Below are 26556 nucleotides of genomic sequence, written 5' to 3'. Positions count from 1 at the left end.
AGTCAGGCCCGGCTGGTCAGGATCGACAACGCAATGGCGGTGAGCTCGTCGGCCACTCCGACGAATCGGGTGAGATGCCATGTGCGAGCGACGTCTTCGATAAAGCTGATCGCGGCCGCGACCAGCAGTCGCCCCTCGACGACGGAGGTCTGCGGGACCAACTCGGTGATCTGCTCGATCCAGACGGTTTCGCGGTCGGCCTGATTCCTCAAGTACCCGTCCCGCACCTCGGCCGACGCATGCGGGAGTTCGGTGATCGAAACGGCAACAAGGTCGGGGGCATCCAAGCTAATCCGGACATGCCCCTGCACCAGGCCCCGAAGACGTTGTGCGGCTTCAGGGTTGGTTCGCACCGCGCGGATGCACTCGAGGCTCCACCACTCGTCGAGCCGGCGGATGAGCGTATCCAGGATGGCCTGCTTGGACGAGAAGGATCGATAGAGACCCGGACCCGCGATGCCGGCCGCCTTGCTGATCTCACTGGTGCTGACGGCCGGATAGCCCTGCGCGCGGAACAGCCGCGCCCCCCCGGCCAGCAGAGTTTCGTAGCGGGAGAACAGCACATCGCCGTCGTCGCGCGCGGCATCCAGGGGCGTCAGCTCGGCGACGGGAGGCGTCCTCGCCGCGGCCATGCACGCTTGGTACAGGCGCTCTTTGAGTTGGTCGGCAGGAAGCGTCAGATTGTGCCGCCCCAGGCCGGTCAGCGTGCTGGCCACCGCCCACGCGCGCAGCTCCGCGTGCTGCGGGCTCAGGCCCGGCACTTCCAGGACGACGTTGTCGCGCATCCCGGCGACGATCGTGTTGATGCGGCGCCGCACCTCGGCGCGGTCCGCTTCGTTGAGGTAACGCGCCTCGCGCTGCCACAACACCGCCAGGGACCGCGATGCGACGGCCGCGGCGATGTGGTCGGGTAGTTCGACGCTCAGCGGCCGCGGTGTCGGCTCCGCCTCGCCGGCGGTGAGGCGGCGCGCGATCTGATACTGATCCTGGCCGGTTCGGATCGATTCGGCGAGCAACGCCTGTTTGTTGTCGTAGTGGCGGTACAACGCGCGCGCGGTGACTCCCGCCGCCTCGGCGATGTCTTCCAACTTGACCGAGTGGAAACCCCGGTCGATGAAGAGCCCGACGGCCTGATCCAGAATCTGCTGCTTTCGGTCCTTCGGGCGGCGTCTAACGGGTTGAGCTAGGGCCTTGGTGGTCCCCATCGACTCGAGCCCCCTTCATGCGCGCGAATTACCAATCCTGCCAGACGCATCGGCTACAGCTTCATTCCGCTCTGCGCTTCGAAGTCCGCCAGATCAAAGTAGTCGCTGAAACGGGCGATCTTGCCGTTCTTGACCTCGAACACGCCGGTTACCGGGAGCACGACTTTCCGGCCGTCGTTCATCGTGAAGTAATCGATACGTTCGGCGAGCACCAAACCGGGCTCGGCGGCGAGGCTGAGGATGTCCAGCTTGGCATCGGCGAACGCGTCGAGAAATGCCTGGAACACCGCGCGGATGCCGGCAATACCCTCGATCGGCGCAACCGGCACATTGTGGTAGACCGCATCGTCGGCAAAGCTGCCGCAGATGGTTTCCAAGCTGCGCGCCTGCCAGGACCCCAGAAAGTCTCGGACGAGCTTCTCGCTTGCTTCCTTGGTGTCAGTCATGCGAATGGCTCCTCCTTGAGCAGTTGCCGCGAAATGTCGGATTATCAAGATACATCACTCGACATATATACGCGATAACACAGTCATTTATTCGAATCTGCGACGATCGATGCCATACTGCGGATGGATATTGGCCGGAAATTGTCGCCGCGGATTCGCGTCGGCGGCGACCGGCCCACGACGACGCTTTCCCCCCTTCGGGGCACCAAGACTTCCCCTTTGGGGTCTGACCGTGACGTTGCCGCGGTGATTGCATTGGCAATCATGAGTTTCTTCACGGATTCCAGCGAGATCGACAGGTACATCGGCGGCGTCTTTCGCGACGCGGGAGACCACCCGCAATCCGGACCCAAATTCCGGGCCGCCAACATCGTCCTGCGGGTCATCTATACCGATCCGGATTACGAACTCACCATCGCGCTGCGCGACGATTTCGAAGTCATCTCCGGCCCAACCGATCTCAAACCCGACATCACCATGACGATGCCGGCCGACGTGGCGGATCGATTCTGGCGCGGTGACTACAACCTCACCGTCGGCCTGGCCAAGGGCCAGGTCAAAGCAAAGGGCCAAATCGGCAAGCTGCTGCGACTCATCCCGCTGACCAAGCCGCTGTTCGGAATGTACCGGGCCAAGATCGCCGACAAAGATCGCGGGGTGGCCTGACCCGATGACCACCGTCACCGTCCCGCACCACCCGATGCTGATCGGCGGCCAGTCGATCGACTCCGACCGACGGATGGAGATCGTCGACCCCGGCGACGAGCGGCTGGTCGCGACCGTCGCGGAAGGCGATGCGTCGCACATCGATGCGGCCGTCGCGACCGCCAAGGCCGCCTTCGAGCGGGGCGCCTGGTCGCGCGCGACACCGCAGGATCGCGCCGAGGTGATGCGCCGGATCGCTGCCGCGGCGCTGCAGGCCAGCGACGAGCTGATCGAATTGGAGATGGCGTGCAACGGCGCCACCATCCGACTGGCCACCGGATTTCACATCGGCTACGCGCTGAGTCATTTCAGCTATTTCGCCGACCTCGCCGAAAGCTATGCGTGGCAACGGCCGGCACCGGTCGAGACGTTCCCCGTGCTCAGCCAAAGCGTCGTGCACCGTGAGCCGATCGGTGTGGTCGGCGCGATCACACCGTGGAATTTCCCTCTGCTGCTCGCAATTTGGAAAGTGGGGCCGGCACTGGCGGCCGGCAACAGCGTCGTCGTCAAGCCGGACGAACACACCCCGCTGTCCATTCTCGAGTTCGCCCGCATCGCGCAACGCTGCGGCTTGCCACCGGGTGTGCTCAACGTCGTACCCGGCGAGGGCCATGTCGCCGGGGCCCCGACTCGCATCGCATCCCGATGTGGGCAAGATCGCGTTCACCGGCTCCACCGCGGTCGGACGCGAAATCATGCGGCTGGCGTCGGCCACGGTCAAACAGGTAACCCTCGAACTCGGCGGCAAGGGCCCTTCGATCGTGCTCGACGACGCCGACCTCGAGCTGGCCGTCGACGGGGTGCTCTATGGCTGCTTCGCCTACTCGGGTCAGATCTGCGAATCCGGAACTCGCGCACTGGTTCCCGCCGCGCTACACGACGAGTTCGTCGCACGCCTCGTCGCGCGCGCGAAAACGATCGTGGCCGGCCCGACCCGTGACTGGAATACCGATCTGGGCCCGGTGATCGATGCGGCACAACGCATTCGCATCCTGACTTACGTCGACGAGGCGCGCGCGGCCGGCGCCAGCGTCGCACTCGGCGGCGAAGCCATCGCGGGCGGATCGTTCGACAAGGGGTTCTGGGTCGCGCCAACGATTCTCACCGGCGTTTCCAACGACATGGCCATAGCGCGCGAAGAAGTCTTTGGTCCCGTGCTCGTGGTCATCCCGTATGACGACGACGAACACGCCATCGCGATCGCCAACGACAGCGATTACGGTCTGGCGGCCAGTATCTGGACGTCCGACAACGCCAGGGGATTGGCGATGGCCGAACGGATTCGATCCGGCAGCGTGTGGATCAACGACGCGCACCAGATCAATTGCCGGCTGCCGTTCGGCGGCTACAAGCTGAGCGAGATCGGACGCGAACTGGGTCCCGACGCGCTCGATGCCTACACAGAAGTCAAGACGGTACACCTGGACCTGTCCGGCGGGCGTGAGGCCAAGCCGTACGACGTCTTGCTCGGAAACGCCGACAACGCCTGAGCATAAGCCCACTTCGGGCACACTGGCCAGCCGCACATAGGCCGACGCCGCCTCCGCGCGGTTGGTCGCGCTCAGCTTGCGCAGCACCCTCTTGACGTGAGACTTGACCGTGCCCGCCGAGATCACCAGCTCGTCGGCGATCTGCTGATTGGTGCGGCCGGCCGCCATCAGCCGAAGGACCTCGACCTCACGGCGCGTCAGCATCGTCATCACCCGGGTCTGCACCTCGGCCAACGACCGTGCGGCGGGGCTGCGTTCGACCGGCTCGATCTTGCGCAAGTCCAGATCCGCGTCCTGCAGCGCGCGGGCCGCCTCGTCCGCGGACGCCAGCGCACGCTGGACCTCGTCATGCTGGCGGCGCATTCGCTCCAGCAAGACCGTGCGTTCGTAGGCATAACCGAAACCCTCGGCGAACGCCCATACCGTGTCGCGGTCGATCTCGTCGACCATGCGGCCCGAGTAGAGCCGGTCGGCGTGCAGGAACCCAATCACCTTGCCCGTCCGCATGATCGGTGCCGCGCAGTAGGAATGCGTCAACGAGAAGTCGATGATCGGCCGATTGACCCGTGGGTCGTTGCGGGCGTCACGCACGATCGCGGGCGCGTGACGACGGATCATCTGCGTTTCGATCAGCATGTGATCCAGCAGGGGTGCGACCGACTGCGCGAAGGCCACCATCTTCTCCGCACCCTCGGTGTCCTCGCCAAAATACGCCGACTCCATCACCATTCGGCCCTCGTGCACGCGGAACAGCACCGCACGGTCGAATCCGCACGATTCCACCATCTCGCGCGGCGCCCGGTCCACGATCGTCGCGACATCGTCGACCGCGCGCAGCTTGCTCAGGCCCTCCTGCACGGCCAGCAGCGCGAAGGTGCGCCGCTTGGCGCCGTCCTCGATCAGCTCCCGCTCGAGCGAACACAGGTCCAACAACCCGTCGAGCGCATTGAGCGCGTCCTCATCCCCATGCGGCTCCAACGCATTACGCACCATCGCCGCCTTGGTGTCGATGGCCTCGGCCACCACCGCCAACGGATCGTCGGTGGGATCGACCTCACCCTCCCGAAATGCCTCGCGGTAGCGGCGCGCGGCATCGGATTCCCTGGCCGGCCGCGACGCCCAACCGGGATGGTTGCCGTCGGCCAGCGCATTGGGCCCCGGAGGATCGGACATGCCCGAAATGACATCGCCAACGTTGACACCAATCACGATGCTCACTTTCCTCTGGGAAGCGCCGTGGCAGGCCGGAAATAAGAAATTCACCTCGTACGGGGGCAGGAGTCCCCCCCAACGGGGGATCGATTTGACGCCGCAACTGACACAGGCTGATCGCATGTCCTCAGCATCCGTTTCGGAATCGGTTTCGGCCATCGAATTACTTCCCACCCCAGTTGGCGTCGCCAATCCGTATCCGCTGTATGAACAGCTGAGAAAGCTCTCACCCGTTGCGGGATATCGGGATTGGCCGCCGGGAACCATTCCGGGCGCCGACGAGCCCGTGACCGCATGGGCACTGTTCCGCTACGACCAGGTTTTCGACGCCGCCAAGGACAGCACCACCTTCTCGTCGCGCGATCCCCTGCAAGAGGCCTCGTCGGCGCCGAGCCTGATGCTGGTCAACACCGATCCGCCCAAGCACGAGGTGGAACGAAAGTTGGTCAGTCACGCATTCTCTCCACGCCGTGTCAAAAAGCTCGAGGGTTGGCTGAATGAACTGATCCCGCAGCTGCTCGCTGCCCTCGACGCCGACGGCAATCCAACAGTGGAGGTGATGGAATTCGCCGCCGAGGTTCCCACCCGGGCCATGGTGCGCCTGCTGGGATTGCCCGACGGCGACCACGTCCGGTTTCGGCGCTGGGCCAACGCCTTCATGCTCTCGTCGTCGCTGTCCCCCGAAGAGCGCATCGCCAGCAACCAGGAGATGGTGACGACGTTCGCCACTCGACTCGCCGAGCACACCGCCCGGCTGGCGGAGCGGGAGACCGGTGACGACAGCGAAAGCGTGGAAGACGCCGAAGACCTGATTTCGGCGCTGCTGCGCGCCGAGGTGGACGGGCAGCGGCTGACCCCAGGGGAAATCGTGCGGTTCTGCGTCACCCTCGTGGTGGCCGGCAGTGAGACCACGACCTTTCTGATCGGCAATCTGCTGCACGCGCTGGCACGCGAGCCCGAAGTCCAGGCGCGCCTGCGCGCCGACCGAACGCTACTGAATCTCTTTCTCGAGGAGACACTTCGGCTCGACGGGCCGCCGCAACGCCTGTTCCGCATCGCGACCCGTGACGTCGAGATCGATGGCAAGCTGATCCGCAAGGGGGAGTGGGTGGCGTTGTTCTTCGGTTCGGCCAACCGCGATCCCGCGGTGTTTGCGAACCCGGACCGACTCGACCTCGATCGACCCAACATTCGCCAGCAGCTCTCGCTGGGGCACGGGCTGCACTTCTGCCTCGGCGCTTCGCTGGCCCGGCTGGAGGTCATGGCGGTCCTGGACGCCGTACTCGATCGTTACCGGACCATCGCGCTGACCGACGATCCCGGCACCAAGCAGACCGCTAGCCTGCTGACCCACGCCTATATCCGTCTGCCCCTTCACCTTTCATGACAACCACCATCGAGTCGCGCAATATCGAGGCGACCAAAGCCATCTACGCCGCGGTGCCGGCCGGCGACCTCGAGACCGCGCTGCATTATCTCGATCCCGAGATACGGATCACCTACTACGGCACCGAAACGATCCCGTACGCGGGTGATTACCGCGGCATCGAGGCAGCGACGACGTTCTTCGCCACGGTCGGGATGCACATCGAGATCGTCGAGATGCAGGCATGGAAATTCATCGCCCAGGGCGACGAACTCGCCACCTGGGGCCACCAACGCTTTCGGCGCCCGGCCACCGGCTACGAATGGGAATCCGAGTTCGCGCACATCATTACGCTGCGCAACGGCCGCTGGTTGCACTTCCGCGACTTCATGAATTCGGCGCTGACCCTGCGGGCCTTCTCGTGAAAATCGCCGCGGACCGCGAGATCTGCATGTCCGCCGGAATGTGCGTGATGACCGCCGACGAGTTCTTCGACCAGGACGACGACGGCGTCGTGCTGCTTGCCTCCGACGAGATTCCGAACTCCCACACCGACGTCGCCCGCCGGGTGCGCAACGCGGTCAAACTCTGCCCGTCGGGGGCATTGCAGTTGGTTCCGGAGTGACCGGATGAGGTTGGGGCCGGCCAACGTGGCACGGCCCGGAGGCGGGCCTGCAAACGACGCCCGGGACGGCCGCGCACGCGGCGACTCGACCGACATTGAGACGGTAGTGACAAGATACATCATCACACGTAAGTGCTCTTTTGCTTCGTTATTTACGTATCAGTCGTCGGAAATCGTGCGTATTGGCTATGGATATGGTGGCGGCGCGCCGCGTACCCTCGCGGATGTCACTCGTCCACTTCGACCTGTCCGGGGGGGGCACCGTGAGCAACTCCACCCGACGACACGGCGTCGAATCCAGGCGGTGCTCGGCGCGATGGTGATGGTGGTCGATCAGGCGGCGAAGCCGGTCCGCGCAATCGGCGATTTCTTCGTGATGTCGGCGGAGACGTTTGTGGCCATCTTCCGGCCACCGTTCGCGTGGCGTGAATACCTGCTGCAGTGCTGGTTCGTGGCGCGGGTGTCGACGCTGCCGGGGGTGTTGATGACGATCCCGTGGGCGGTGATTTCGGGCTTCCTGTTCAACATCCTGCTCACCGATATCGGCGCGGCGGATTTCTCCGGAACCGGCTGCGCAATCTTCACCGTCGACCAAAGCGCCCCGATCGTCACGGTATTGGTCGTGGCAGGCGCGGGCGCCACCGCGATGTGTGCCGACCTGGGTGCTCGCACCATCCGCGAGGAGCTCGACGCGTTACGGGTGATGGGTATCAATCCGATTCAGGCGCTGGCGGTTCCGCGCGTGCTGGCGGCCACGACGGTCTCCTTGGCCCTGAGTTCGGTGGTCACCGCGACTGGTCTGATCGGCGCGTTCTTCTGCTCGGTGTTCCTGATGCACGTCTCGGCGGGGGCGTGGGTGGCGGGCCTGACCACCCTCACCCACACGATCGACGTGATCATTTCGATGATCAAGGCGACGTTGTTCGGACTGATGGCGGGCCTGATCGCCTGCTACAAGGGCATGTCGGTGGGCGGGGGCCCGGCCGGCGTCGGCAGGGCGGTGAACGAGACCGTGGTGTTCGCCTTCATCGTCTTGTTCGTCATCAACATCATCGTCACCGCCGTCGGCATGCCGTTCATGGTGTCGTGAGGTGAACCGATGACGGTCAGCGTTCCGAGCGGCCCGAGACAGGTCCAGCGCTTTACGAAGTCCGTTGCGGGCGAGTGGAACCGGATGGGCTCGCAGGTACGGTTCTACGCCAGCGCCATCGCCGGGATTCCCGACGCCGTCATGCACTACCGCGGCGAGCTGCTGCGGGTGATCGCCCAGATGGGTTTGGGCGTCGGGACTCTCGCGGTGATCGGTGGAACTGTCGTCATCGTCGGGTTCTTGGCGATGACCACCGGCGCGATCGTGGCGGTCCAGGGTTACAACCAGTTCGCCTCGGTCGGGATGGAAGCCCTGACCGGCTTCGCGTCGGCGTTCTTCAACACCCGCGAGATTCAGCCGGGAACCGTCATGGTCGCGCTGGCCGCCACCGTCGGGGCCGGCGCCACCGCGCAGCTGGGCGCGATGCGGATCAACGAGGAGATCGATGCACTCGAGGTAATCGGTATCCGCAGCGTCAGTTATCTGGCCAGCACCCGGGTGCTGGCGGGCGTGGTCGTGGCGATCCCGCTGTTTTGCGTGGGGCTCATGACGGCATACCTGGCCGCCCGCATCGGGACCACCGCGGTGTACGGGCAGGGCTCCGGTGTGTACGACCACTACTTCAACACGTTCTTGCGCCCGACCGACGTGCTCTGGTCGTCGTTCGAGGTCGTCGTGGTCTCGCTGATGATCATGCTGGTGTGTACCTATTACGGGTACAGCGCGTACGGCGGACCGGCGGGGGTCGGCGAAGCCGTCGGCCGGGCCGTGCGCGCCTCGATGGTGCTGGCGTCGATCGCGATCGTCATCATGACTTTGGCCATCTATGGCCAGTCCCCGAACTTCCACCTGGCGAGCTAGCGGCATGAGTCGCGGGCCAGGCAGAAACCGTCTGCACGACGCGTGGTGGACGCTGATTCTGTTGGGGGCGATCGGCGTGGTTGTCCTCGTGACGGCGATGTCCTTCACCGGCACCCTGCGCTCCTACGTGCCGGTGACGCTGACCGCGGACCGCTCGGGGCTGGTGATGGACACCGGCGCCAAGGTCATGATGCGCGGCGTGCAAGTGGGCCGGGTGAATCAGATCGACCAGGCCACTCATGACAAAAAGGGAACCAGTCTGAAGCTGGAGATCGAGCCGGACCAAATCCGTTACATCCCAGCCAATGTCGAGGCCCAAATCAGCGCCACCACCGCGTTCGGCGCCAAGTTCGTCGATCTGGTGATGCCGCCGAACCCGAGCCGGGCCCGGCTGTCGGCCGGAGCTGTCCTGCATTCGAAGAACGTCGGCACGGAGATCAACACCGTGTTCGAGAACGTCGTCGACCTGCTCAACATGATCGATCCGCTCAAACTGAACTCGGTGCTGACCGCGGTGGCCGACGCCGTGCGCGGCCAAGGCGAGCGGATAGGCAAAACCGCCACCGACCTCAACCAGGTGCTGGCGGCGCTCAACGAGCGCAGCGAAACCATCCGCCAGGACTGGCGGTCGCTGAAGACCTTCGGTGACACCTACGATGTTGCCGCCCAAGACATTCTGACGATCCTGAACGTGGCCAGCACCACCAGCACCACCGTGGTCAGTCACGCAAATCAACTGGACAACCTGCTGCTCAACGTGATTGGCGTGTCCAATTCCGGCACCAACCTGCTGGGCTACAGCAGAGATAATCTCGTCGCGTCGGTCAACATCCTCGAGCCGACCACGAACCTGCTTCTCAAATACAACCCCGAGTACACCTGCTTCCTGCAGGGCACCAAGTGGTATCTCGACAACGGCGGTTATTCGGCATGGGGTGGCGCCGACGGTCGCACGCTGCAACTCGACGTCGCACTGTTGTTGGGCAACGACCCGTACGTGTTTCCCGACAACGTGCCGCTCGTCGCGGCCAAGGGCGGCCCCGGCGGCAAGCCGGGGTGTGGGTCACTGCCGGATGCCAGCAAGAACTTCCCGGTGCGCGAACTCGTCACCAATACCGGGTGGGGGGCCGGGATCGATATCAGGCCCAACCCCGGCCTCGGCCATCCGTGCTGGGCCGACTACCTCCCGGTGACCCGCGCCGTGCCCCAACCGCCCTCGATCCGTCAGTGCATTCCCGGTCCGGCCATCGGGCCCAACCCCGGCGCCCCGCCGTACGGGGCGGCGCTGTACGGACCGGGCGGGGTGCCGCTGTGGCCTGGCATTCCGCCGGCTCCACCGCCCGCCCCACCGCCGCCGGGTCCCTAACAGCGTGACAGCCCACGATCGACATGCAGGAGAAGAACGATGCAGGAGAACCTGAAAGGCGTCGCAGTACGCCTGGGCATCTTCCTGTCGGTGTGCGCGCTGACCGCGTCCCTGCTCGTTGCCGTGTTCGGCGAGGTGCGTTTCGGTGACGGCAAGACGTACTACGCCGAGTTCACCAACGTGTCCAACCTCAGGGAGGGCAAGCTGGTGCGCATCGCGGGGGTGGAGGTCGGCAAGGTCGAAAAGATCTCCATCAACCCGGACGCGACGGTGCGGGTGGAGTTCACCGCCGACAATTCGGTCACCCTGACCCAGGGAACCCTCGCGGTGATCCGATACGACAACCTGTTCGGCGACCGCTACCTGGCGCTGGAAGAAGGTGCCGGCGGGCTGGCCATACTTGCCCCGCACCAAACGATTCCGCTGGCCCGCACCAAGCCGGCGCTGGATCTCGATGCCCTGATCGGCGGCTTCAAGCCGCTGTTTCGCGCGCTCAACCCCGAGCAGGTAAATGCGCTCAGCGAGCAGTTGCTGCAGATGTTCCAGGGGCAGGGCCCCACGATCACGTCGTTTCTCGACCAGGCCGCGGCGGTGACGAACACCTTGGCAGACCGCGACCAGCTCATCGGGCAAGTCGTCAACAACCTCAACGTGGTGCTGGGTTCGCTTGGTGGCCAAAGCGATCGGTTGGACAAGGCGGTCACATCGCTGTCACAACTGGTGCACGGTCTCGCCGAACGCAAAGCGGACATCTCGAACGCGGTGGCCTACACGAACACGGCGGCCGGCTCGATCACCGACTTGCTGTCGCGGGCGGGCGCACCGTTTTCGAAGGTGGTCCAGGAGACCGATCGAGTCGCCGACCACGACTACCTCGACAACCTGCTCAACACCTTGCCGGACAAATACCAGGCACTGGTCCGCCAGGGCATGTACGGCGACTTCTTCGCCTTCTACCTGTGTGACGTCGTGCTCAAGGTCAACGGCAAGGGCGGCCAGCCGGTCTACATCAAGGTCGCCGGTCAGGCCAGCGGGCGGTGTACGCCGAAATGCCGTCACTGGCTGAACGCAACCGGCTGGTCATCGGCGCCGTCGGCATCGTGGCAATCGCCGCAATCGTGTTGGCTGCGCTGCAATATCAGAACCTGCCGTTTCTCGATCAGGGCAATAGTGTCTCGGCATATTTCGCCGACGCGGGCGGGCTGCGAACCGACAACACCGTCGAGGTCTCGGGCTACCCGGTGGGCAAGGTGTCCGGTATCGAGCTCAACGGGCCCGGCGTGCTGGTCACGTTCCAGGTCGACGCCGACGTTCGGCTCGGAAACCGCACCGAGGTGGCGATCAAAACCAAAGGCCTGCTGGGCAGCAAGTTCCTCGACGTAACGCCGCGCGGCGAGGGCCGACTCGAGGGGCCCATCCCGATCGAGCGGACCACGTCGCCCTACCAATTGCCGGACGCGCTGGGCGATTTGGCCACCACGATCAGCGGGCTGAACACCAACCGGCTGTCCGAATCGCTGGACACGATGGCACAGACCTTCGCCGATACGCCGGCAGATTTCAGGAGCGCGCTCAAAGGGGTTGCCCGCCTTGCGCAAACGCTCGATGACCGCGATACGCAGCTGCGCAACTTGCTGTACAACGCGGCCAAGGCAACCGGGGTACTGGCAAAACGCACCGACGAAGTCGTCACCCTGGTGCGCGACACCAACGCGGTGCTGGCACAGCTGCGGACCCAGAGCTCCGCCCTGGATGAGATCTGGACGAACATCTCGGCGGTCTCGCGGCAGCTGCAAGGGTTCATCGCCGAAAACCGTCAGCAGCTGCGACCGGCGCTGGACAAGCTCAACGGCGTGCTGGCGATCGTAGAGAACCGAAAAGAACGCGTGCAGAAGGCCATTCCGCTGGTCAACTCCTACGTCATGTCGCTGGGCGAGTCGTTGTCGTCCGGCCCTTTCTTCAAGGCGTACGTGGTGAATCTACTGCCGGGGCAGTTCGTTCAGCCGTTCATCAGTGCAGCGTTCTCCGACCTGGGGCTGGACCCGGCCACCTTGCTCCCGTCGCAGCTGACCGACCCGCCGACCGGCCAACCCGGAACTCCGCCGTTGCCGGTCCCGTATCCGCGGACGGGCCAGGGCGGCGAGCCACGAATGAATCTGCCCGACGCGATCACCGGTAACCCCGGCGACCGTCCGTGCGGTCCGCCCGGTGTGCCGTTGCCCGGGCCGGGCTGCTACCCCTACCGGGAGCCACCCGCGGCGCCGCCGCCCGGCGGTCCACCGCCCGGGCCGCCCGCGCCGGCCCCGGGAGGTCAACCGTGACAACAAGACTCCGACGGTCCCGATCCGTGCTGGCGACCAGCCTGATCTTGGTGCTCGTCGCCGGCGTGATCGTCGCGATGCGGAGCGCGGGCGAGGCCGCCCGCAACGTCGTGGTCGCGTACTTCGACAACAGCAACGGCGTGTTCGCCGGTGACGACGTCCGGATCCGGGGGGTGCCGGTGGGAACCATCCTCAAGATTGAGCCGGAGCCGCTGCGATCCAAGATCACGTTCTCGTTCGACCGCAGATGCAAGGTCCCCGCCGGCGCCAGGCCCGCGATCCTGTCGCCGCAATTGGTTTCGGGCCGGGCTATCCAGTTGACGCCGCCCTACACCGGTGGTCCGGTCCTAGCCGACGGGGCCGTCATCGGCCAGGACCGCACGGTGGTGCCGGTCGAGTGGGATGACCTGCGCGCACAGGTTCAGCGGCTGACCGAATTGTTGAAGCCCACGCAGCCCGGCGGCGTGAGCACACTGGGCGCCCTGATCAACACCGCCGCGGACAACCTGCGCGGGCAGGGCCCTACCATCCGCGACGCCATTATCAAACTCTCGCAAGCTGTTTCGGCGCTCGGCGACCACAGCAAGGACATCTTCTCCACCCTGAAGAATCTGTCGACACTGGTGACGGCGCTGCGCGACAGTGCGGATCTGCTCGAGCAGCTGAACCAGAACCTCGCCACAGTGTCCTCGCTGTTGGCCGACGATCCCAACAAAGTCGCGCAGGCGGCCGAGGATCTCAACGCGGTCGTCGGCGACGTGCGCAGCTTCGCCGCCGAGAACCGCAACGCGATCGGCACCGCGTCGGACAAGCTCACGTCGATCAGCAAGGTACTGGTCGCCAGCCTCGACGACATCAAGCAGACATTGCACATCAGCCCGACGGTGTTGCAGAACTTCAACAACATCTTCGAGCCGGCCAACGGCGCACTGACCGGCGCACTGGCCGGCAGCAACATGTCCAACCAGATCTCGTTCCTGTGCGGCGCCATTCAAGCCGCTTCCCGGTTGGGAGGCGAGCAAGCGGCGAAACTCTGTGCGCAGTACATGGCGCCGATTGTGAAGAACCGTCAGTACAACTACCCGCCGATCGGGGAGAACCTCTTCGTCGGGGCGCAGGCCAGGCCCAATGAGGTGACCTACAGCGAGGATTCGATGCGCCCCGACTACGTTCCGCCCGCCCCGAACGCGCCACCACCGGCCGCCGGTGCGCCAGTGAGCGAAACGGTCGCGACCGACCCGGCCGCGGGCCTGCGCGGCATGATGACGCCACCGGGAGGGGGCAATGAGACGACTGGCGCTGAGCGTGTTGACGGTCATGGTCGTGGCCGGCATACCCGGTTGTGGTTGGCGCGGGCTGAATTCGTTGCCGCTGCCCGGAACCCAGGGCGAGGGGCCGGGGTCGTTCGTGGTCCAGGCACAGATGCCGGATGTCAACAACATTCAGCCGAACTCGCGGGTGCGTGTTGCCGACGTGACGATCGGCCACGTGACGAAGATCGAGCGTCAGGGCTGGCATGCGCTGGTGACCATGCAGCTCGACCGTGGCGTCACCCTGCCCGCGAACGCGACGGCCAAGATCGGCACCACCAGCCTGCTGGGCTCCTATCACATCGAACTGAGCCCCCCGAAACGCGAAGCACCCCAAGGGAAATTGCGTGAAGGATCCGTCATTCCGCTGGCACGTGGCGGCGCCTACCCCAGCACCGAGCAGACGCTGGCGGCGCTGTCACTAGTGCTCAACGGCGGCGGACTGGGTCAGATCCAAGACATCACCGAGGCTTTGAGCACCGCGTTCCGCGGCCGCGAACACGACGTGCGCAGCCTGATCTCACAGCTGGGCACATTCTCGGCCAACCTCAACGACCAGTCCGGCGACATCATCGCGGCCACCGAGAGCCTGAACCATGTGGTGGGGAAGTTCGCCCCCCAGCAACCGGTCCTGGATCGCGCCCTGGCGACTGTTCCCGACGCCCTCGCGGTGCTGAACGAGGAGCGGGGCAAGCTCGTCGAGGCGACGGATCAGTTGAGCAAATTCGGTGCCCTGACTGTTGATTCGGTCAACAAGACCAAAGCCGACCTGGTCAAGGAGCTGCAGCAGGTCGGACCCGTGCTGGAGTCGCTCGCCAACGCGGGGCCCAGCCTGACCCGATCGCTGTCCCTGCTGGCGACCTTCCCGTTTCCGAACGAGACATTCCAGAATTTCCAGCGCGGCGATTACGCCAACCTGACCGCGATCGTGGACCTCACACTCAGCCGAATCGACCAGGGCCTGTTGACCGGCACGCGATGGGAGTGCCACCTGACACAGCTCGAGTTGCAGTGGGGCCGCACCATCGGCCAGTTCCCCAGCCCGTGCACGGCGGGCTATCGCGGCACCCCCGGCAATCCGCTGGTCGCGCCCTATCACTGGGATCAGGGGCCCTAGATGCTACATCTTCTGCGACGAATCATCTTGCAGCTGAGCGTCTTCACCGTGATTGCGCTGGCCGTGCTGGCAATCACCTTCCTGCACTTCGTCAAGCTGCCGGCCATGCTGTTCGGCGTCAGCCGCTACACGGTGAAGATGGAGCTGCCGGAATCCGGCGGGCTGTACGGCACCGGCAACGTCACCTATCGCGGATTCGAGGTGGGCCGGGTGGAATCGGTGGGGCTGACCGACACCGGGGTGCAAGCCGTGCTGTCGCTGAAGTCCGGCATCGACATTCCGTCCGACCTCAAGGCCGAGGTACACAGTCACACCGCGATCGGCGAATCGTATGTCGAATTGTTGCCCCGCAACGCCACCTCACGGCCGCTGAAAGACGGCGACGTGATCCCGCTGGCCGATACCTCGGTCCCGCCGGACATCAATGCCCTTCTCAGCGCGGCGAATACCGCATTGGGGGCGATCCCGCGCGACAACTTGAAGACCGTCGTCGACGAGTCGTATACCGCGGTGGGCGGGCTCGGGCCTGAGCTTTCCCGGCTGATCGTCGGCACGTCGGATCTGGCGGGCGACGCGCGCAAGAATCTCGACCCGCTGGTGGCGCTGATCGACCAAGCACGACCGGTGCTGGATTCGCAGAACCACAGCTCGGACGCGATCGCCGGCTGGGCATCCCATCTGGCCACGGTCACCACCGAATTGCAAACGCATGACCCGACCGTCACCCACGTCATCGATGCGGGCGGGCCCGCCCTGGGGGAGGTGCGCCAGCTGATCGAGCGCGTGCAACCCACCTTGCCGCTCCTGCTGGCCAACCTCGTCAGCGTCGGCCAGGCCGCGCTCACGTACCAAAACGACCTCGAGCAGTTGCTGGTGGTGTTTCCGATGGCCATCGGCGCCGAGCAGGCCGGCATTCTCGCCAACTTGAACACCAAGCAGGCGTACCGGGGTCAGTATCTGAGCTTCAACCTCAACCTGAACCTGCCGCCACCGTGTGCGACGGGTTTCCTGCCCGCTCAGCAGCAGCGCGTGCCGACGGCCGAGGACTATCCGGGCCGCCCGGCCGGCGACCTGTACTGCCGGGTCCCGCAGGACTCACAGCTCAATGTCCGTGGGGCCCGCAACATCCCGTGCGAAACGGTGCCGGGCAAGCGCGCACCCACCGTGAAGATGTGCGAGAGCAACGAACAATACGTGCCTCTCAACGACCGTTTCAACTGGAAGGGCGATCCCAACGCCACGTTGTCCGGTCAGGACATCCCGCAGCTGCCGCCCGGATCAGCACCGCGCGCCACCAGCCCTCCCGGACCCGCGCCGCCTCCGATCGCCGCCGCGCAATACGACCCGGCCACCGGCACCTATACCGGGCCCGACGGGCATCAATACACGCGATCGGATCTGGCTCAGACCGCGCCGAAAGACAAGACGTGGCAGGCGATGTTGCTGCCGCCGGGGAGCTGACGGAGCCGATCGAAGGGAACAACGACATGCGGTATCAAGCTTCGGCCATCGGCGCATTGTTCTGCACGGCTATCGGTGCCGGATTCGGTGCGCCCGCCGCACAGGCCGACAACAAGCGGCTCAACGACGGCGTAGTCGCCAACGTCTTCACCGTTCAGCACCAGGCCGGCTGCACCAACGACGTGAAGATCAATCCGCAGCTACAGCTGGCCGCCCAACGGCACACCCTCGATGTGCTGAACAACCGAAACCTCAACGACGACATCGGTTCTGACGGGTCCCCGCAGGACCGGGCGAACGCCGCCGGGTTCCACGGGCGGGTCGCCGAAACCGTCGCGATCAATCCCGCCATCGCGATCAGCGGCGTCGAGCTGATGAACCAGTGGTATTACAACCCCGGATATTTCGCGATCATGTCCGACTGTGCCAACAGCCAGATCGGAGTGTGGTCGGAGAACGCCCGGGATCGCACCGTCGTGGTCGCCGTGTACGGCCAATCCGATCGGCCCGCTGCGGCACTGGCCCGGGCAGTGCCGCCGCCGGCGGTGGCACTGCAGGAGAACGTCCCCCTCGATCCCAGCCCCGACTAAGACGCGAGCGACGAGGTCGAGTACGGCATCAACTGGCTGCCGTGGATCCTGCGTGGCGTCTACCCGCCGCCCGGGATTCCGCCCCAGTAAGGCAGTCAGCTGGGCGTCAGTGTGAACGGCAGCCAGTAGACGCCCGGGCCGTCGCCGGGGCACCCGGGGGCGCCGACGCCGGTTTCCCGGCAACGCGAACATTCGTTTGCAGTGCCGGACATCCGCCGCTTCTGAGCTGTGGTGTCGCCGCTGGGTCGTGTTAGCCTGTGGATTCCCGTCGCGTTCGCCTCGGGCTCGGCAGACAAAGGAGTAACGCGCGATGATGCGTATCGCCCAGGTTGCGGTCGCGGCTGTCGGCCTGGTGGGTGTGCTGGCCGCCGGTTGCAGCAGCAAGTCGACCGTCAAGCCCGACGGCGCGGCACAGTCGGTGGTCGACGTCGTCGCCAAGCAGACCGGTTTTCATCCCAACGACGTGCATTGCCCCGACGGCGTCGAGGCCAAGGTCGGGGTGCAGTTCGACTGTCACTTCACCGGCCCGGAGGGCAAGGAGTACACCGCGAACATGAAGATCACCAAGGTCAACGGCGAGCAGGTCGACTTCGCCGTCAACACCCACCCGAGCTAGGCCTGGCCGGGCCGCAGCCGATCCGCGGTGGCGGCCAGCACCTCTCGGCAGCCGGTCCACATTTGCTTGATGATCTCGGCGGCCGGTGGGAGGTCGTCGATCCGGCCAGCGACCTGACCGGTGTTCGCGACGCTGGCGTCCATATCGCCGTCGAAATAGAGTCGTTGCACGCGCTGCAGCGCCGCGCCGCATTCCTCGAAAGAGGCCGACTCATCGAGCTTTTCGGCAGCCGCGGTGCGGATCACGCGCATCATCCGCTTGCCGTCCAGCGGCAGCATCACGGTTGCGGTCTCGTCGGCGGCGACGACCGCTTGTTTGAGGTTGCCGTGCACCGGCGAATCCGCCGAGGCAAGCAGTCGCGTGCCCATCTGAACGGCCTCGGCGCCGAGCACCAGCGCGGCGGCCATCGACCGGGCGTCGCAAATTCCGCCGGCCGCCACGATCGGGACTTCAACGTGGGAGGCCACCAGTGGCAGCAGCACCATGGTCGACGCACCGTATCGGTTCTTGAACCCGCCGCCTTCGACCCCCTCGACGACGAGCCCGTCGACTCCGGCGTCGACGGCTTTCTTGGCCGCGGCCAGGGTGCCCACCACGTGGAACACCGTGATGCCCGCGTCGTGCAGCCGATCGGTGAACAGCGAGGGGCTCCCGGCCGAGGTGGTCACGAAGCGAACACCGTTGGCCACCAACAGGTCTATGACCGTCAGGTCGCGGTTGAACAGCAGCGCGATGTTCGCGCCGATCGACCCGCTGGTGAGGGTGCGCACCCGTTGAAGGTCGGCCCGCCCCTGATCGGAGGTGGTCTCGATGATTCCCAACCCACCGGCGTTGGACACCGCGGCGGCGAGCTGGGCGCCGGCGATGTAGGTCATCGGCGCCTGGATGATCGGGATGTCGATCTGCGCGAGTTCGCAGACCCGATTGGCGCGGCCCGCGGTCATCGGTGATCCCGCGGGTCGACGAGGTCGCGGAACCGTTCGGCCGCGAAGACGCTGGCACCCAGGCCTCGGAGCCGGTCACTCAGCGCCCGGTCGGATGTCACCACCCGGATTTCGTCGGGGCTGGCGTCGGCGCGAACCAGCCGGACGATCTCGTCGTCACCCGAATTGGCGGCGGCCTTGGGCGCGTGCGCGATCTTGATCACGGTCGACGTGATCGCGGTCTTGGGCGGCCGCTCGAACACCACCGTCACCGTCTCTCCTTGCGCCGAAGCCCATTCGTCTAACTTGTCTACCAAAGTGACCATGGCGCGCTCGCGGTCCCGCCACCAACCGTCCGGGCGACTGCCGATGACGTTCATCCCGTCGACGATCCACCGCACCAGCCCACAGTAGATCCGACGCTCGCTGACACGCGATTTCGATGGCTAGACACTTTGAGCAATTGGTACGGTCAGCCGTGTCAAGTGTCCCGGGTTCGACAAGGAGAGCGCCGATGACGTCGTTAGCCGATACGAGCGACCGTGTGGTCTCGCTGGCGCGCGGCATGCGCGACGTCGTGGCCGAGCAAGCCGCGGAGTCCGAGCGAATCCGCACCCTTTCCGCGCCGATCGTGACCGAGATGTGGGCCAGCGGGCTGATGTCGTCGTTCAACCCCGCGGCGGCCGGTGGTCTCGAACCGACCTTCACCGAGATGATCGAGACCTGGATCGAAATGGCTTGGCAGGACGGCTCATTCGGGTGGGTCGGCATCGCGAACCTGCCGTCGTCGTTCGCCGCGGCGGCCTATCTGCCCGACGCGGGTTTCGCCGAGGTGTTCACCGCTCACGACAATCACGTGACGATGGGCGGCCAGTTCTTTCCCAACGGCCAGGGCACGGTTGTCGACGGAGGCTATCTGCTGAATGGCGCCTGGAGTTTCGGTTCCGGCATCGGCCACTCCGAATATGTCGCGGCCGGCTTTCTGCCGGTGGACAACGGCGAGATGCGCTGGATCAGCGAAGGCCTGCCCGAGATGCATGTCGCCGTGTTGCCGCGAGAGCAGATCAGTTTCAACGACGGATGGCACGTCCAGGGACTCAAGGGGACCGGCTCCTACGACTACAGCGTCACCGACGTGTTCGTCCCGCAGAGCCGTACTTTCGAACTGTTCGCCCGCCAGCCACATCGCGGGACGTCGCCGGCCACCCGGATGGGCCTGATGCCGGTCACCGCCGCCGGTCACGCGTCGTGGGCATTGGGCGTGGCCAAGAGCATGCTCGACGACGTGCAGGACCTTGCGGCCACAAAATTCCGGATGAGCGACATGGCCGCGCTGGCCAGCCGTCCCACCTTCCAGAAGGGGCTGGCACACCATCGCGCGGCGTGGCGCGCCGCGCGACTGCTGGTCCTCGATGCCTTCACCACCGCCGAGTCGGCGGTCGCCGCGGGCCAGGATCTGACGCCCGGATTGCGGGCGGATATGCGGGTGGCCGCCGTCTACGCCACCGATACTGCCCGAAGCTGCGCCGAATGGGCCCACCTGGTCGCCGGGACCAGCTCGATCCGCGAGGGCACCCGCCTCGAGCGGGCGTTCCGCGACATCTACACCGGAACCCAACACGCCTTCATCAGCGAGAAGGTGGCGATCGACGCCGCGCAAATCTGGCTGGGCATCATCGACGACCAACCCGGGCTGTAAACCGCCTAGACCAGCTCCCCGCCGGTCTGCTTGCCGTCGGCATCCTTGGCGTCGGGGCCGCCGTCGTCGTTGGTGAGCGAGGACGCCAGCGCCGGGCCGGCACCGCCCGCGGCCGCTCCGCTCGCGCCCGCCGAGGCTCCGCCGGCCGTGGCGCCGCCCTGGCCGACCGAACCGAGCGACGAGCCGAGCGAACTGAGGGTGCTCAACGGCGCGCTGCCGGCGCTGAGCAGCGTCGACGCCGCGTTCATGGCCGCGGGCATCGAGGCCGTCCCGGCCGCGCCGGGCACAGCTTCGGCGCGCAGTAGCCGGGTGGCCGGCGCCGGACTCGCCAACGACCTCGACATCGGCGCGCCGACGCTTTCGAATTCGACAGCGGTGCTGCGCGCCGCGTTGGTCTGCAGGGCGCCTGCCGCCGTCGCGTCGGTCTGGGCGTACATCCGGGTGATGTTCACCAGCGCCGCGCCCGTCCGTGAAATCTCTTCGTGTGCGGCCGCGTGGGCGGCCAGCGTCTTGGCGGCCTCGGCGGCGAATGCCATCGCCGCCTGCATCGAGACTTCCTCGGCGCCCGCCGGTACCAGCGCGGTCACCGCCGGCGCGGCCGCCGCACCAGATGCGATGGCGGCAGCGCCCAATGCCGTCAACTGCCCGCCGATGATCGCAACGGCGGGATCGTGCGACATGGACGTCATGGGCATTGATTCTACCGAGGCGTCCGGCTGCCAGAAGCAGAAATCTGGGCCACCCCAGTGGTCGACGATCCGCTCACCGGGCTTACAGGTGGGTCAACAACCGATCGGTGAATTCCTCGGGATGTTCTCGGTGCATGAAATGCCCGCCGCGGACCTCTTCGACGACGTAGTCGTTCTCGAACATCCGCGCGGCACCCCGGTAATCCGACGGTTCGGCGACCGGATCATCCAGTCCGGCAAAGACAACCGTGGGCACGGTGATCCGCGCCCTCAGCGACGCACTCGGGATGGGGGAGAGCTTGCGGTAATAGCCGAACGCGGCATTGCGACTCGCCGGATTCGCGAAGGTTGCACGCACCGCGTCGAACTCGCCGGGATCGGGGTTCCAGGTCGGCGACCAGCGCCGGTAAATGGCGGGCAGCGCCGCGAAGTCATTGCGCGCGAAGCGGTTCGGCGCGCCCGGTAGCTTGTAGGCCGCGAAATGCCGGACGCTCCAGACCTTCCGCAGTGTCGGTTTGAGCGCCGCCGGATGCGGAATGCCGATCACGAAGAGCTTTTTCACGCGATCGGGGCCGAGCGCGGCCGCGCCGTAGGCGGCCGATGCGCCCCAGTCGTGGCCGATCACGATGGCATCGGGCGCCCCGAGCGCCTCGATCAACGCCAGCGGGTCACGAGCCAGTGTCTCCTGATCCGGGTCGCGATCGGGGATTCCGGTGGGGCTATAGCCGCGCATGAACGGGCTGACCGCGCGGAAGCCCTTCGCGGCCACTCGCGCGCGCAGATAGTCCCAGGAATACGCGGTGTCGGGGAACCCGTGCAGCATCAGCACAAGAGGCCCCGAACCCTCCTCGAGGTAGGCGAATCTCAGCCCATTCGCGTCGACGAACCGCACCGCATCTGCCATGACGTGGGGGACGTTACGCCGATCGTCGGGGCGCGGCGAGCCCTCGCTACCATCAGCGCATGCGCGGCTCAAAAATCCTGATCACCGGTCCGACCGGACAAGTTGCCACCCCCGTCGCCAAGGCGCTGGCAGCCGACAACGAAGTGTGGGGCATCGCCCGATTCACCAACCCCGCGGTTCGGGAGGACCTGGAGAAGGCGGGCGTGCGGTGCCAAACGGTCAACCTGGCCGCCGGCGACTTCGCCGGTCTGCCAAACGACTTCGACTACGTCCTCAATCTCGCGGTGGCCAAGAGTGGTCACTGGGACAAGGACCTGGCGGCCAACGCCGAATCCGTCGGACTCCTGATGGCGCATTGCCGTGGCGCAAAAGCGTTCGTGCACTGCTCATCTGGGGCCGTCTACGATCCGCCGGACGACGACGTCCGGACCGAGGACGCCGCGCTGGGCGACAACCACAAGCCGCTGTTTCCCACCTACTCCATCTCGAAGATCGCCGGCGAGGTCGTCGCCCGGACCATGGCGCGCGCCCTGGGTGTACCCACCACCATCGCCCGCCTCAACGTCCCCTATGGCGACAACGGCGGCTGGCCCTTCTACCACATGGAGATGATGCTCGGCGGCATCCCGATTCCGGTCCCGCCCGGCGGTCCGGCCCGCTACACGCCGATCCACGAGGACGACATCGTCGCCACCATCCCGAAGCTGTTCGAGGTGGCATCGGTGCCGGCCACCACCCTCAACTGGTGCGGCGAGCAGACCGTCAGCATTCAGGAGTGGTGCAGCTTCCTGGGATCACTGGTCGGCAAGGAGCCGGTGTTCGAGGAGAGCGAACGGGCGCTGCGCGGCAACCCCACCGACGCCAGCCGGATGCGCGAGCTCGTCGGTCCCGCGACGGTCGACTGGCACGACGGCATGCGGCGGATGGCGACCAAGTTCCACCCCGAACTCGTCGGCGCCTAACGCGCGCCCGGGTGCACAAACCGCCGAGATCGACACCAGCGCGGAAAAGTGCGAGTGAACCGCACGCTAACGTCGATCTCGGCGATAGCTATGACCTGGCAGACGACGAGCCCCTACCAATAGCGCATCGCGGAGCCGAACAAATCGGCCAGCACCGGCTCGCTCATCTCGCGCGGCGCGTTCTGCAGCAGACGCTGCTGGGGGAAGGCGCCCGCGGTGAGGGCGGCGATGTCGTCATCGGTGTAGCCCACCCCGCTAAGGCCATTGGGCATGCCCACCGCGCGCATGATGCGGACGAGCTCGGTCGCGAGCACCTCGCCCGCGTCGTCGGGACCGGCGCCTCGGGTGTCGGCGCCCAGCAGCCGGGCCGCCTCGGTGTGCCGCTGCGGGCTGGCCTGTGCGGTGAAGCGAAAAACCGCGGGCGCGTTGACGATCACCGACATGCCGTGCGGCACCATCGGCTCGCCGGGCGGGTACCCCGCCGGGTGGAAGTCTCGCACCAACCCGGCGACCGCGTAAGCCATGCCGTGCGGCGCGTGCACGCCGGCGTTGCCGAAGGCGATCCCCGCCAGCGTCGCGGCCCACATCATCTGCTCACGCGCGTCGCTGTCGGCGGCATCTGCGACCGCCGGCTCCAAATTTCGGCCCAGCACCCGCAGCGCCTCGCTGCAGCCCAGGTCGCTCCACGGATTGGCGCCCTGGCTCATCGGCCGCAGGCTGGGCCGCGGGGGAGCGGGCCGGTGCACGTAGGGGCGCGCGGTGTAGGACTCCAGCGCGTGCGACAGCACGTCGAGGCCGGCCGCGGCGACGACGCCGGCGGGCAGGCTGGCGGTGCAATCGGGGTCGACCAGCGCCTCGGTGGGCCGCAACGCGGCCGACGCGATTCCGGTCTTCACCGTCAGGGAGAGCAGGTCGAAAATCGCGATGCCGGTGACCTCGCTGCCGGTGCCGGCGGTGGTGGGGCAGGCGATGTGCGGCTTGAGCGGTCCGGGCACCGGCTCGCCCTCGCCGATCGGAGCGTTGACGTAAGCCAGGAAGTCCGCCGGATAGGTGGCGTAGAGGTTGGCGGCCTTGCAGGTATCGATCACCGAACCGCCACCGAGTGAGACATAGCCGTCGGGCTTCACCTCTTGGGCGAAGCGCGTCGCCTCGGCGAACGACGCGTCCGTCGGTTCGACATGCACGTCGGCGTAGGTGACGACGTCCACACCGGCCGCGACCAGCGAGTCACGTGCCGTCGTGAAGATGGGCAGGCCCGCCACACTGGCATCGGTGAACAGGGCCACCCGCCGCAGGCCCAGCGCGGCGGCCCGGTCGCCCAATTCCGCGAGGCAGCCGCGCCCGAACGTGATCCGGGAAGAGTCGACGGTGAAGGCTCCGTCACAGCCCTGCACCACAGCCGGGAATTCGCAGCACGCCATGCTCCTATCCAACACCCCCGCCCGCGAATGGCAGCCCGGTCGGCCCGCGGGCATGATGCACCCATGCCGCTCTATGTGCGTCACACTCGGTCGGCACGAATCGTCGAACTGCCGCGCCAGATCTGCGGCAAGTTGGCCGAACACGCCGCGTCTCACCAAATCGACCTCAACGACGTCCAGGTGTGGCTCACGGACAGCGAAAACCCGCCCGCCAGTTCGGCATTCGGCAAGCTTTTGCGGCGCCGCACCAACCCGCTCGATCCCGACGAAGAGCATTGGACCGCGGTGGTGCTGCATCCCACGCAACTGCTGGTGGCCACCTACGGCGCAAAACGCGGGACCGCGGTGATTTCCGCGCCATTGGTGCAGGCATCGATGACCACGGACGCCATCGACGGCGATCCGGCCGGGTTTATGATCACCGGCTTCCCGGGCGAGCGCACCGGCAGTTACTACGTCGGGCTGGGGCCCGAACCCGATGCGGCGGGATGCGTTTCGGCGGTGCGCGAGACGATCAGCGCGGCCAAGCGCTAAGCCACGCCGAGACGGCCGGCACGACGCAATCTTGACCGCACCACCCCCGCAATGCTAAGCAAGTGCTCAGCGCATGCGGGCACGGGAGCGCCGGGCTCGATCAGAGTTGATCGGGAAGGGAAGAGATGACTCTGCAGGCAGTACTGGACGACCTCAGTAAGCGCCCCGGCTCGGGCGAGGTCATCCCGATCATCAACCCCGCGACCGAAGAGACGATCACCGAATTCACCGACTGCGGCCCGGAAGCGGTAGACGAGGCCGCGGCGCGGGCGAAGGCCTCCTTCGAGTCGGGTGCCTGGTCGCAGCTTCCCGGACGCGAGCGGGCCAAGGTTCTTAGGCGGATCGGGCAGTTGATCGACGAGCATGCCGAGGAGTTCGCCCAACTCGACTCGCTCAATACCGGCATGCCCCTGATGCAGGCACAGTTGCAGATGTCGACGGTGTCGGAGTTCTTCCGCTACTACGCCGGGTGGTGTACCAAACTCAACGGCGTCGCCTATGACGTGAAGACCGACGGCATCGCGTCGGACGCCTACGTGGACATGCACGCCTACACGCTCAAGGAGCCGTATGACGTGGTGGGGCTGATCTTCCCGTGGAACGGCCCGATCTTCAACGCGAGCGCGAAGCTCGCACCGGCGCTGGCCGCGGGCAGCAGCCTGCTCGTCAAGCCCGCCGAGGAGACACCGCTGTCGGCAGTGCTGCTGGACCGGCTCATCCACGAGGCGGGCGTCCCCGAGGGGGTCGTCAACCTGCTGACCGGCTACGGCCACACTGCGGGAGCGGCGATCACCGCACATCCCGACGTCGAGAAGGCCGCCTTCACCGGGTCGACCGAGGTCGGCAAGGAGATCGTGCGCGCGTCGGCCGACAATCTGAAGAAGGTCACGCTCGAACTCGGTGGTAAGTCGCCGGTGCTGATCTTCGACGACGCCGACATGGACAAGGCCCTGCTGATGGCGCCGCTGGGCATTTTCGTGCACTCGGGCCAGGGCTGCGTCTGCGGATCTCGGATCTTCGCCCAGCGCGGCGTGTACGACCAGGTCGTAGCAGGCATCTCGACGATGGCGAACACGTTCAAGCTGGGCGCCCCCAGCGAGGAGGGCTGCGTCAGCGGCCCGCTGATCAGCCACAAGCAGCTGACCCGCGTGATGGGCTTCATCGACGAGGGGAAGAGCGACGGCGTCGAGGTGGTCACCGGCGGCTACCGGCTGGGCCGCAAGGGCTACTTCGTGCATCCGACGGTGCTGACCAACGTCGACACGAAGATGCGGCTGTACCAGCAGGAGATCTTCGGGCCGGTGGTCACGATCCTGCCGTTCGACGACGAGGACGAAGGGGTGGCCCTGGCCAACGACACCACCTACGGCCTGGCGGCGACCGCGTGGACGCAAAATGTCGGGCGGGCCCACCGAATGCTCAAACGCCTGCACGCCGGCAGCGTTCAGGTGAACTGCCAGTTGGTCTTCGACCACGACGTACCGTTCGGCGGCCACAAGCAGTCCGGCTGGGGACACGAGTTCGGCAAAGAGGGCATCGACATCTATCTGAAGACGAAGTCGGCCTGGATCCAGCTCTAGAACCGTACTGCCACAAGACGGAAAGTCCCGGACCCCCTCGGGTTCGGGACTTCTCCGACGGCC

At 66.1% G+C, this 26556-nt stretch carries 22 protein-coding genes and 5 pseudogenes; 19 read left to right on the top strand and 8 right to left on the bottom strand.

Translation table 11 applies throughout. The features are described 5' to 3' along the window. Positions 1-2: 2 nt before the first annotated feature. Positions 3-1205 (bottom strand): TetR/AcrR family transcriptional regulator, encoded by a 1203-nt coding sequence (locus G6N54_RS02960; protein WP_163788504.1) that lies wholly within the window; start codon positions 1203-1205, stop codon positions 3-5. A gap of 53 nt (positions 1206-1258) precedes the next feature. Continuing rightward, positions 1259-1651 carry a limonene-1,2-epoxide hydrolase family protein gene (locus G6N54_RS02955; RefSeq protein WP_163788503.1) on the bottom strand — a complete coding sequence of 131 codons (393 nt, stop codon included), beginning with the start codon at positions 1649-1651 and terminating at the stop codon, positions 1259-1261. Between the two features lie 264 nt (positions 1652-1915). Here G6N54_RS02955 and G6N54_RS02950 point away from each other — a divergent pair, with 264 nt between their 5' ends. Both G6N54_RS02950 and G6N54_RS02945 read left to right on the top strand, forming a co-directional pair. Beyond that, positions 1916-2317, top strand: a complete 402-nt coding sequence (locus tag G6N54_RS02950) for an SCP2 sterol-binding domain-containing protein (RefSeq protein WP_170313026.1) — start codon at positions 1916-1918, stop codon at positions 2315-2317. A 4-nt stretch (positions 2318-2321) separates the two neighbouring features. Then, positions 2322-3846, top strand: a pseudogene (locus G6N54_RS02945) (aldehyde dehydrogenase family protein). Between the two features lie 9 nt (positions 3847-3855). Here the strand turns inward: G6N54_RS02945 and G6N54_RS02940 are convergent. Further along, positions 3856-5019 (bottom strand): annotated as a pseudogene (locus tag G6N54_RS02940) (LuxR C-terminal-related transcriptional regulator); the annotation flags it as partial. Positions 5020-5179: 160 nt separating this feature from the next. Between G6N54_RS02940 and G6N54_RS02935 the strand changes: the two are divergent. From G6N54_RS02935 to G6N54_RS02875, 13 genes and pseudogenes are all read left to right on the top strand, one after another. Next, positions 5180-6445, top strand: a complete 1266-nt coding sequence (locus tag G6N54_RS02935; RefSeq protein ID WP_163788502.1) for a cytochrome P450 — start codon at positions 5180-5182, stop codon at positions 6443-6445. Further along, on the top strand, positions 6442-6849 hold the full coding sequence (locus G6N54_RS02930; RefSeq protein WP_163788501.1) for a nuclear transport factor 2 family protein: 408 nt from the start codon (positions 6442-6444) through the stop codon (positions 6847-6849). The genes G6N54_RS02935 and G6N54_RS02930 overlap by 4 nt, the downstream gene beginning before the upstream one ends. After that, positions 6846-7049, top strand: a complete 204-nt coding sequence (locus tag G6N54_RS02925) for a ferredoxin (RefSeq protein ID WP_163788500.1) — start codon at positions 6846-6848, stop codon at positions 7047-7049. Before G6N54_RS02930 ends, G6N54_RS02925 begins: the two co-directional genes overlap by 4 nt. Before the next feature lie 316 nt (positions 7050-7365). Then, on the top strand, positions 7366-8139 hold the full coding sequence (locus tag G6N54_RS02920) for an MlaE family ABC transporter permease (protein WP_163794472.1): 774 nt from the start codon (positions 7366-7368) through the stop codon (positions 8137-8139). A gap of 9 nt (positions 8140-8148) precedes the next feature. Continuing rightward, a complete protein-coding gene (locus G6N54_RS02915; RefSeq protein ID WP_163788499.1) occupies positions 8149-9000 on the top strand; it encodes an ABC transporter permease in 852 nt (283 codons plus the stop codon). A gap of 4 nt (positions 9001-9004) precedes the next feature. Continuing rightward, positions 9005-10366, top strand: coding sequence for an MCE family protein (locus G6N54_RS02910; protein ID WP_163788498.1), 1362 nt, complete (start codon positions 9005-9007; stop codon positions 10364-10366). A gap of 39 nt (positions 10367-10405) precedes the next feature. Continuing rightward, positions 10406-11416, top strand: a pseudogene (locus G6N54_RS02905) (virulence factor Mce family protein); the annotation flags it as partial. Further along, entirely contained in the window at positions 11416-12687 is a 1272-nt protein-coding gene (locus G6N54_RS02900) for an MCE family protein (RefSeq protein WP_163788497.1), read from the top strand. The pseudogene G6N54_RS02905 and the gene G6N54_RS02900, both read left to right, overlap by 1 nt. Beyond that, a pseudogene (locus tag G6N54_RS02895) lies at positions 12684-13973 on the top strand (virulence factor Mce family protein); the annotation flags it as partial. The gene G6N54_RS02900 and the pseudogene G6N54_RS02895, both read left to right, overlap by 4 nt. Positions 13974-14004: 31 nt before the next feature. Beyond that, positions 14005-15114, top strand: coding sequence for a virulence factor Mce family protein (locus tag G6N54_RS02890; RefSeq protein WP_163788496.1), 1110 nt, complete (start codon positions 14005-14007; stop codon positions 15112-15114). Further along, the gene (locus G6N54_RS02885) at positions 15115-16575 is read left to right on the top strand and encodes an MCE family protein (protein WP_163788495.1); all 1461 of its coding nucleotides are present in this window, start codon (positions 15115-15117) and stop codon (positions 16573-16575) included. A gap of 26 nt (positions 16576-16601) precedes the next feature. Beyond that, a pseudogene (locus G6N54_RS02880) lies at positions 16602-17255 on the top strand (CAP domain-containing protein). Positions 17256-17475: 220 nt separating this feature from the next. Beyond that, a complete protein-coding gene (locus G6N54_RS02875; protein WP_232073306.1) occupies positions 17476-17781 on the top strand; it encodes a DUF4333 domain-containing protein in 306 nt (101 codons plus the stop codon). Here G6N54_RS02875 and G6N54_RS02870 read toward each other — a convergent pair. Next, entirely contained in the window at positions 17778-18725 is a 948-nt protein-coding gene (locus G6N54_RS02870) for an NAD(P)H-dependent flavin oxidoreductase (RefSeq protein WP_163788494.1), read from the bottom strand. The two genes, G6N54_RS02875 and G6N54_RS02870, sit on opposite strands and share 4 nt — an antisense overlap. After that, positions 18722-19105: an NYN domain-containing protein gene (locus G6N54_RS02865; protein ID WP_163788493.1), complete on the bottom strand. Its 384-nt coding sequence runs from the start codon at positions 19103-19105 to the stop codon at positions 18722-18724. Before G6N54_RS02865 ends, G6N54_RS02870 begins: the two co-directional genes overlap by 4 nt. A 113-nt stretch (positions 19106-19218) precedes the next feature. Between G6N54_RS02865 and G6N54_RS02860 the strand changes: the two genes are divergently transcribed. Then, complete coding sequence (locus G6N54_RS02860; RefSeq protein WP_163788492.1) at positions 19219-20403, top strand: acyl-CoA dehydrogenase family protein; 1185 nt, start codon at positions 19219-19221, stop codon at positions 20401-20403. Positions 20404-20408: 5 nt separating this feature from the next. Here the strand turns inward: G6N54_RS02860 and G6N54_RS02855 are convergent, their stop codons facing one another. After that, positions 20409-21092, bottom strand: a complete 684-nt coding sequence (locus G6N54_RS02855) for a PE domain-containing protein (protein WP_163788491.1) — start codon at positions 21090-21092, stop codon at positions 20409-20411. Positions 21093-21174: 82 nt separating this feature from the next. Then, complete coding sequence (locus G6N54_RS02850; RefSeq protein ID WP_163788490.1) at positions 21175-21996, bottom strand: alpha/beta fold hydrolase; 822 nt, start codon at positions 21994-21996, stop codon at positions 21175-21177. 59 nt (positions 21997-22055) lie between these two features. Here G6N54_RS02850 and G6N54_RS02845 point away from each other — a divergent pair, with 59 nt between their 5' ends. Next, a complete protein-coding gene (locus G6N54_RS02845; protein ID WP_163788489.1) occupies positions 22056-22958 on the top strand; it encodes an NAD-dependent epimerase/dehydratase family protein in 903 nt (300 codons plus the stop codon). Positions 22959-23071: 113 nt separating this feature from the next. Here G6N54_RS02845 and G6N54_RS02840 read toward each other — a convergent pair whose 3' ends face one another. Next, the gene (locus tag G6N54_RS02840; RefSeq protein WP_163788488.1) at positions 23072-24379 is read right to left on the bottom strand and encodes a hydroxyacid-oxoacid transhydrogenase; all 1308 of its coding nucleotides are present in this window, start codon (positions 24377-24379) and stop codon (positions 23072-23074) included. Positions 24380-24442: 63 nt separating this feature from the next. Between G6N54_RS02840 and G6N54_RS02835 the strand changes: the two genes are divergently transcribed. Next, positions 24443-24913, top strand: coding sequence for a hypothetical protein (locus G6N54_RS02835; RefSeq protein WP_163788487.1), 471 nt, complete (start codon positions 24443-24445; stop codon positions 24911-24913). 125 nt (positions 24914-25038) lie between these two features. Further along, positions 25039-26493: an aldehyde dehydrogenase family protein gene (locus tag G6N54_RS02830; protein WP_163788486.1), complete on the top strand. Its 1455-nt coding sequence runs from the start codon at positions 25039-25041 to the stop codon at positions 26491-26493. Positions 26494-26556 lie beyond the last annotated feature (63 nt).

This window comes from Mycobacterium stomatepiae (genome assembly GCF_010731715.1).
Lineage (GTDB): Bacteria > Actinomycetota > Actinomycetes > Mycobacteriales > Mycobacteriaceae > Mycobacterium > Mycobacterium stomatepiae.
This window is presented reverse-complemented; position numbering and strand designations above follow the sequence as displayed.

Coding starts and splice junctions, on each gene's coding strand:
- G6N54_RS02960 (WP_163788504.1), bottom strand. CDS start 1,205: ATGGGGACCACCAAGGCCCTAGCTCAACCCGTTAGACGCCGCCCGAAG.
- G6N54_RS02955 (WP_163788503.1), bottom strand. CDS start 1,651: ATGACTGACACCAAGGAAGCAAGCGAGAAGCTCGTCCGAGACTTTCTG.
- G6N54_RS02950 (WP_170313026.1), top strand. CDS start 1,916: ATGAGTTTCTTCACGGATTCCAGCGAGATCGACAGGTACATCGGCGGC.
- G6N54_RS02935 (WP_163788502.1), top strand. CDS start 5,180: ATGTCCTCAGCATCCGTTTCGGAATCGGTTTCGGCCATCGAATTACTT.
- G6N54_RS02930 (WP_163788501.1), top strand. CDS start 6,442: ATGACAACCACCATCGAGTCGCGCAATATCGAGGCGACCAAAGCCATC.
- G6N54_RS02920 (WP_163794472.1), top strand. CDS start 7,366: ATGGTGATGGTGGTCGATCAGGCGGCGAAGCCGGTCCGCGCAATCGGC.
- G6N54_RS02915 (WP_163788499.1), top strand. CDS start 8,149: ATGACGGTCAGCGTTCCGAGCGGCCCGAGACAGGTCCAGCGCTTTACG.
- G6N54_RS02910 (WP_163788498.1), top strand. CDS start 9,005: ATGAGTCGCGGGCCAGGCAGAAACCGTCTGCACGACGCGTGGTGGACG.
- G6N54_RS02900 (WP_163788497.1), top strand. CDS start 11,416: ATGCCGTCACTGGCTGAACGCAACCGGCTGGTCATCGGCGCCGTCGGC.
- G6N54_RS02890 (WP_163788496.1), top strand. CDS start 14,005: ATGGTCGTGGCCGGCATACCCGGTTGTGGTTGGCGCGGGCTGAATTCG.
- G6N54_RS02885 (WP_163788495.1), top strand. CDS start 15,115: ATGCTACATCTTCTGCGACGAATCATCTTGCAGCTGAGCGTCTTCACC.
- G6N54_RS02875 (WP_232073306.1), top strand. CDS start 17,476: ATGATGCGTATCGCCCAGGTTGCGGTCGCGGCTGTCGGCCTGGTGGGT.
- G6N54_RS02870 (WP_163788494.1), bottom strand. CDS start 18,725: ATGACCGCGGGCCGCGCCAATCGGGTCTGCGAACTCGCGCAGATCGAC.
- G6N54_RS02860 (WP_163788492.1), top strand. CDS start 19,219: ATGACGTCGTTAGCCGATACGAGCGACCGTGTGGTCTCGCTGGCGCGC.
- G6N54_RS02855 (WP_163788491.1), bottom strand. CDS start 21,092: ATGACGTCCATGTCGCACGATCCCGCCGTTGCGATCATCGGCGGGCAG.
- G6N54_RS02850 (WP_163788490.1), bottom strand. CDS start 21,996: ATGGCAGATGCGGTGCGGTTCGTCGACGCGAATGGGCTGAGATTCGCC.
- G6N54_RS02845 (WP_163788489.1), top strand. CDS start 22,056: ATGCGCGGCTCAAAAATCCTGATCACCGGTCCGACCGGACAAGTTGCC.
- G6N54_RS02840 (WP_163788488.1), bottom strand. CDS start 24,379: ATGGCGTGCTGCGAATTCCCGGCTGTGGTGCAGGGCTGTGACGGAGCC.
- G6N54_RS02835 (WP_163788487.1), top strand. CDS start 24,443: ATGCCGCTCTATGTGCGTCACACTCGGTCGGCACGAATCGTCGAACTG.
- G6N54_RS02830 (WP_163788486.1), top strand. CDS start 25,039: ATGACTCTGCAGGCAGTACTGGACGACCTCAGTAAGCGCCCCGGCTCG.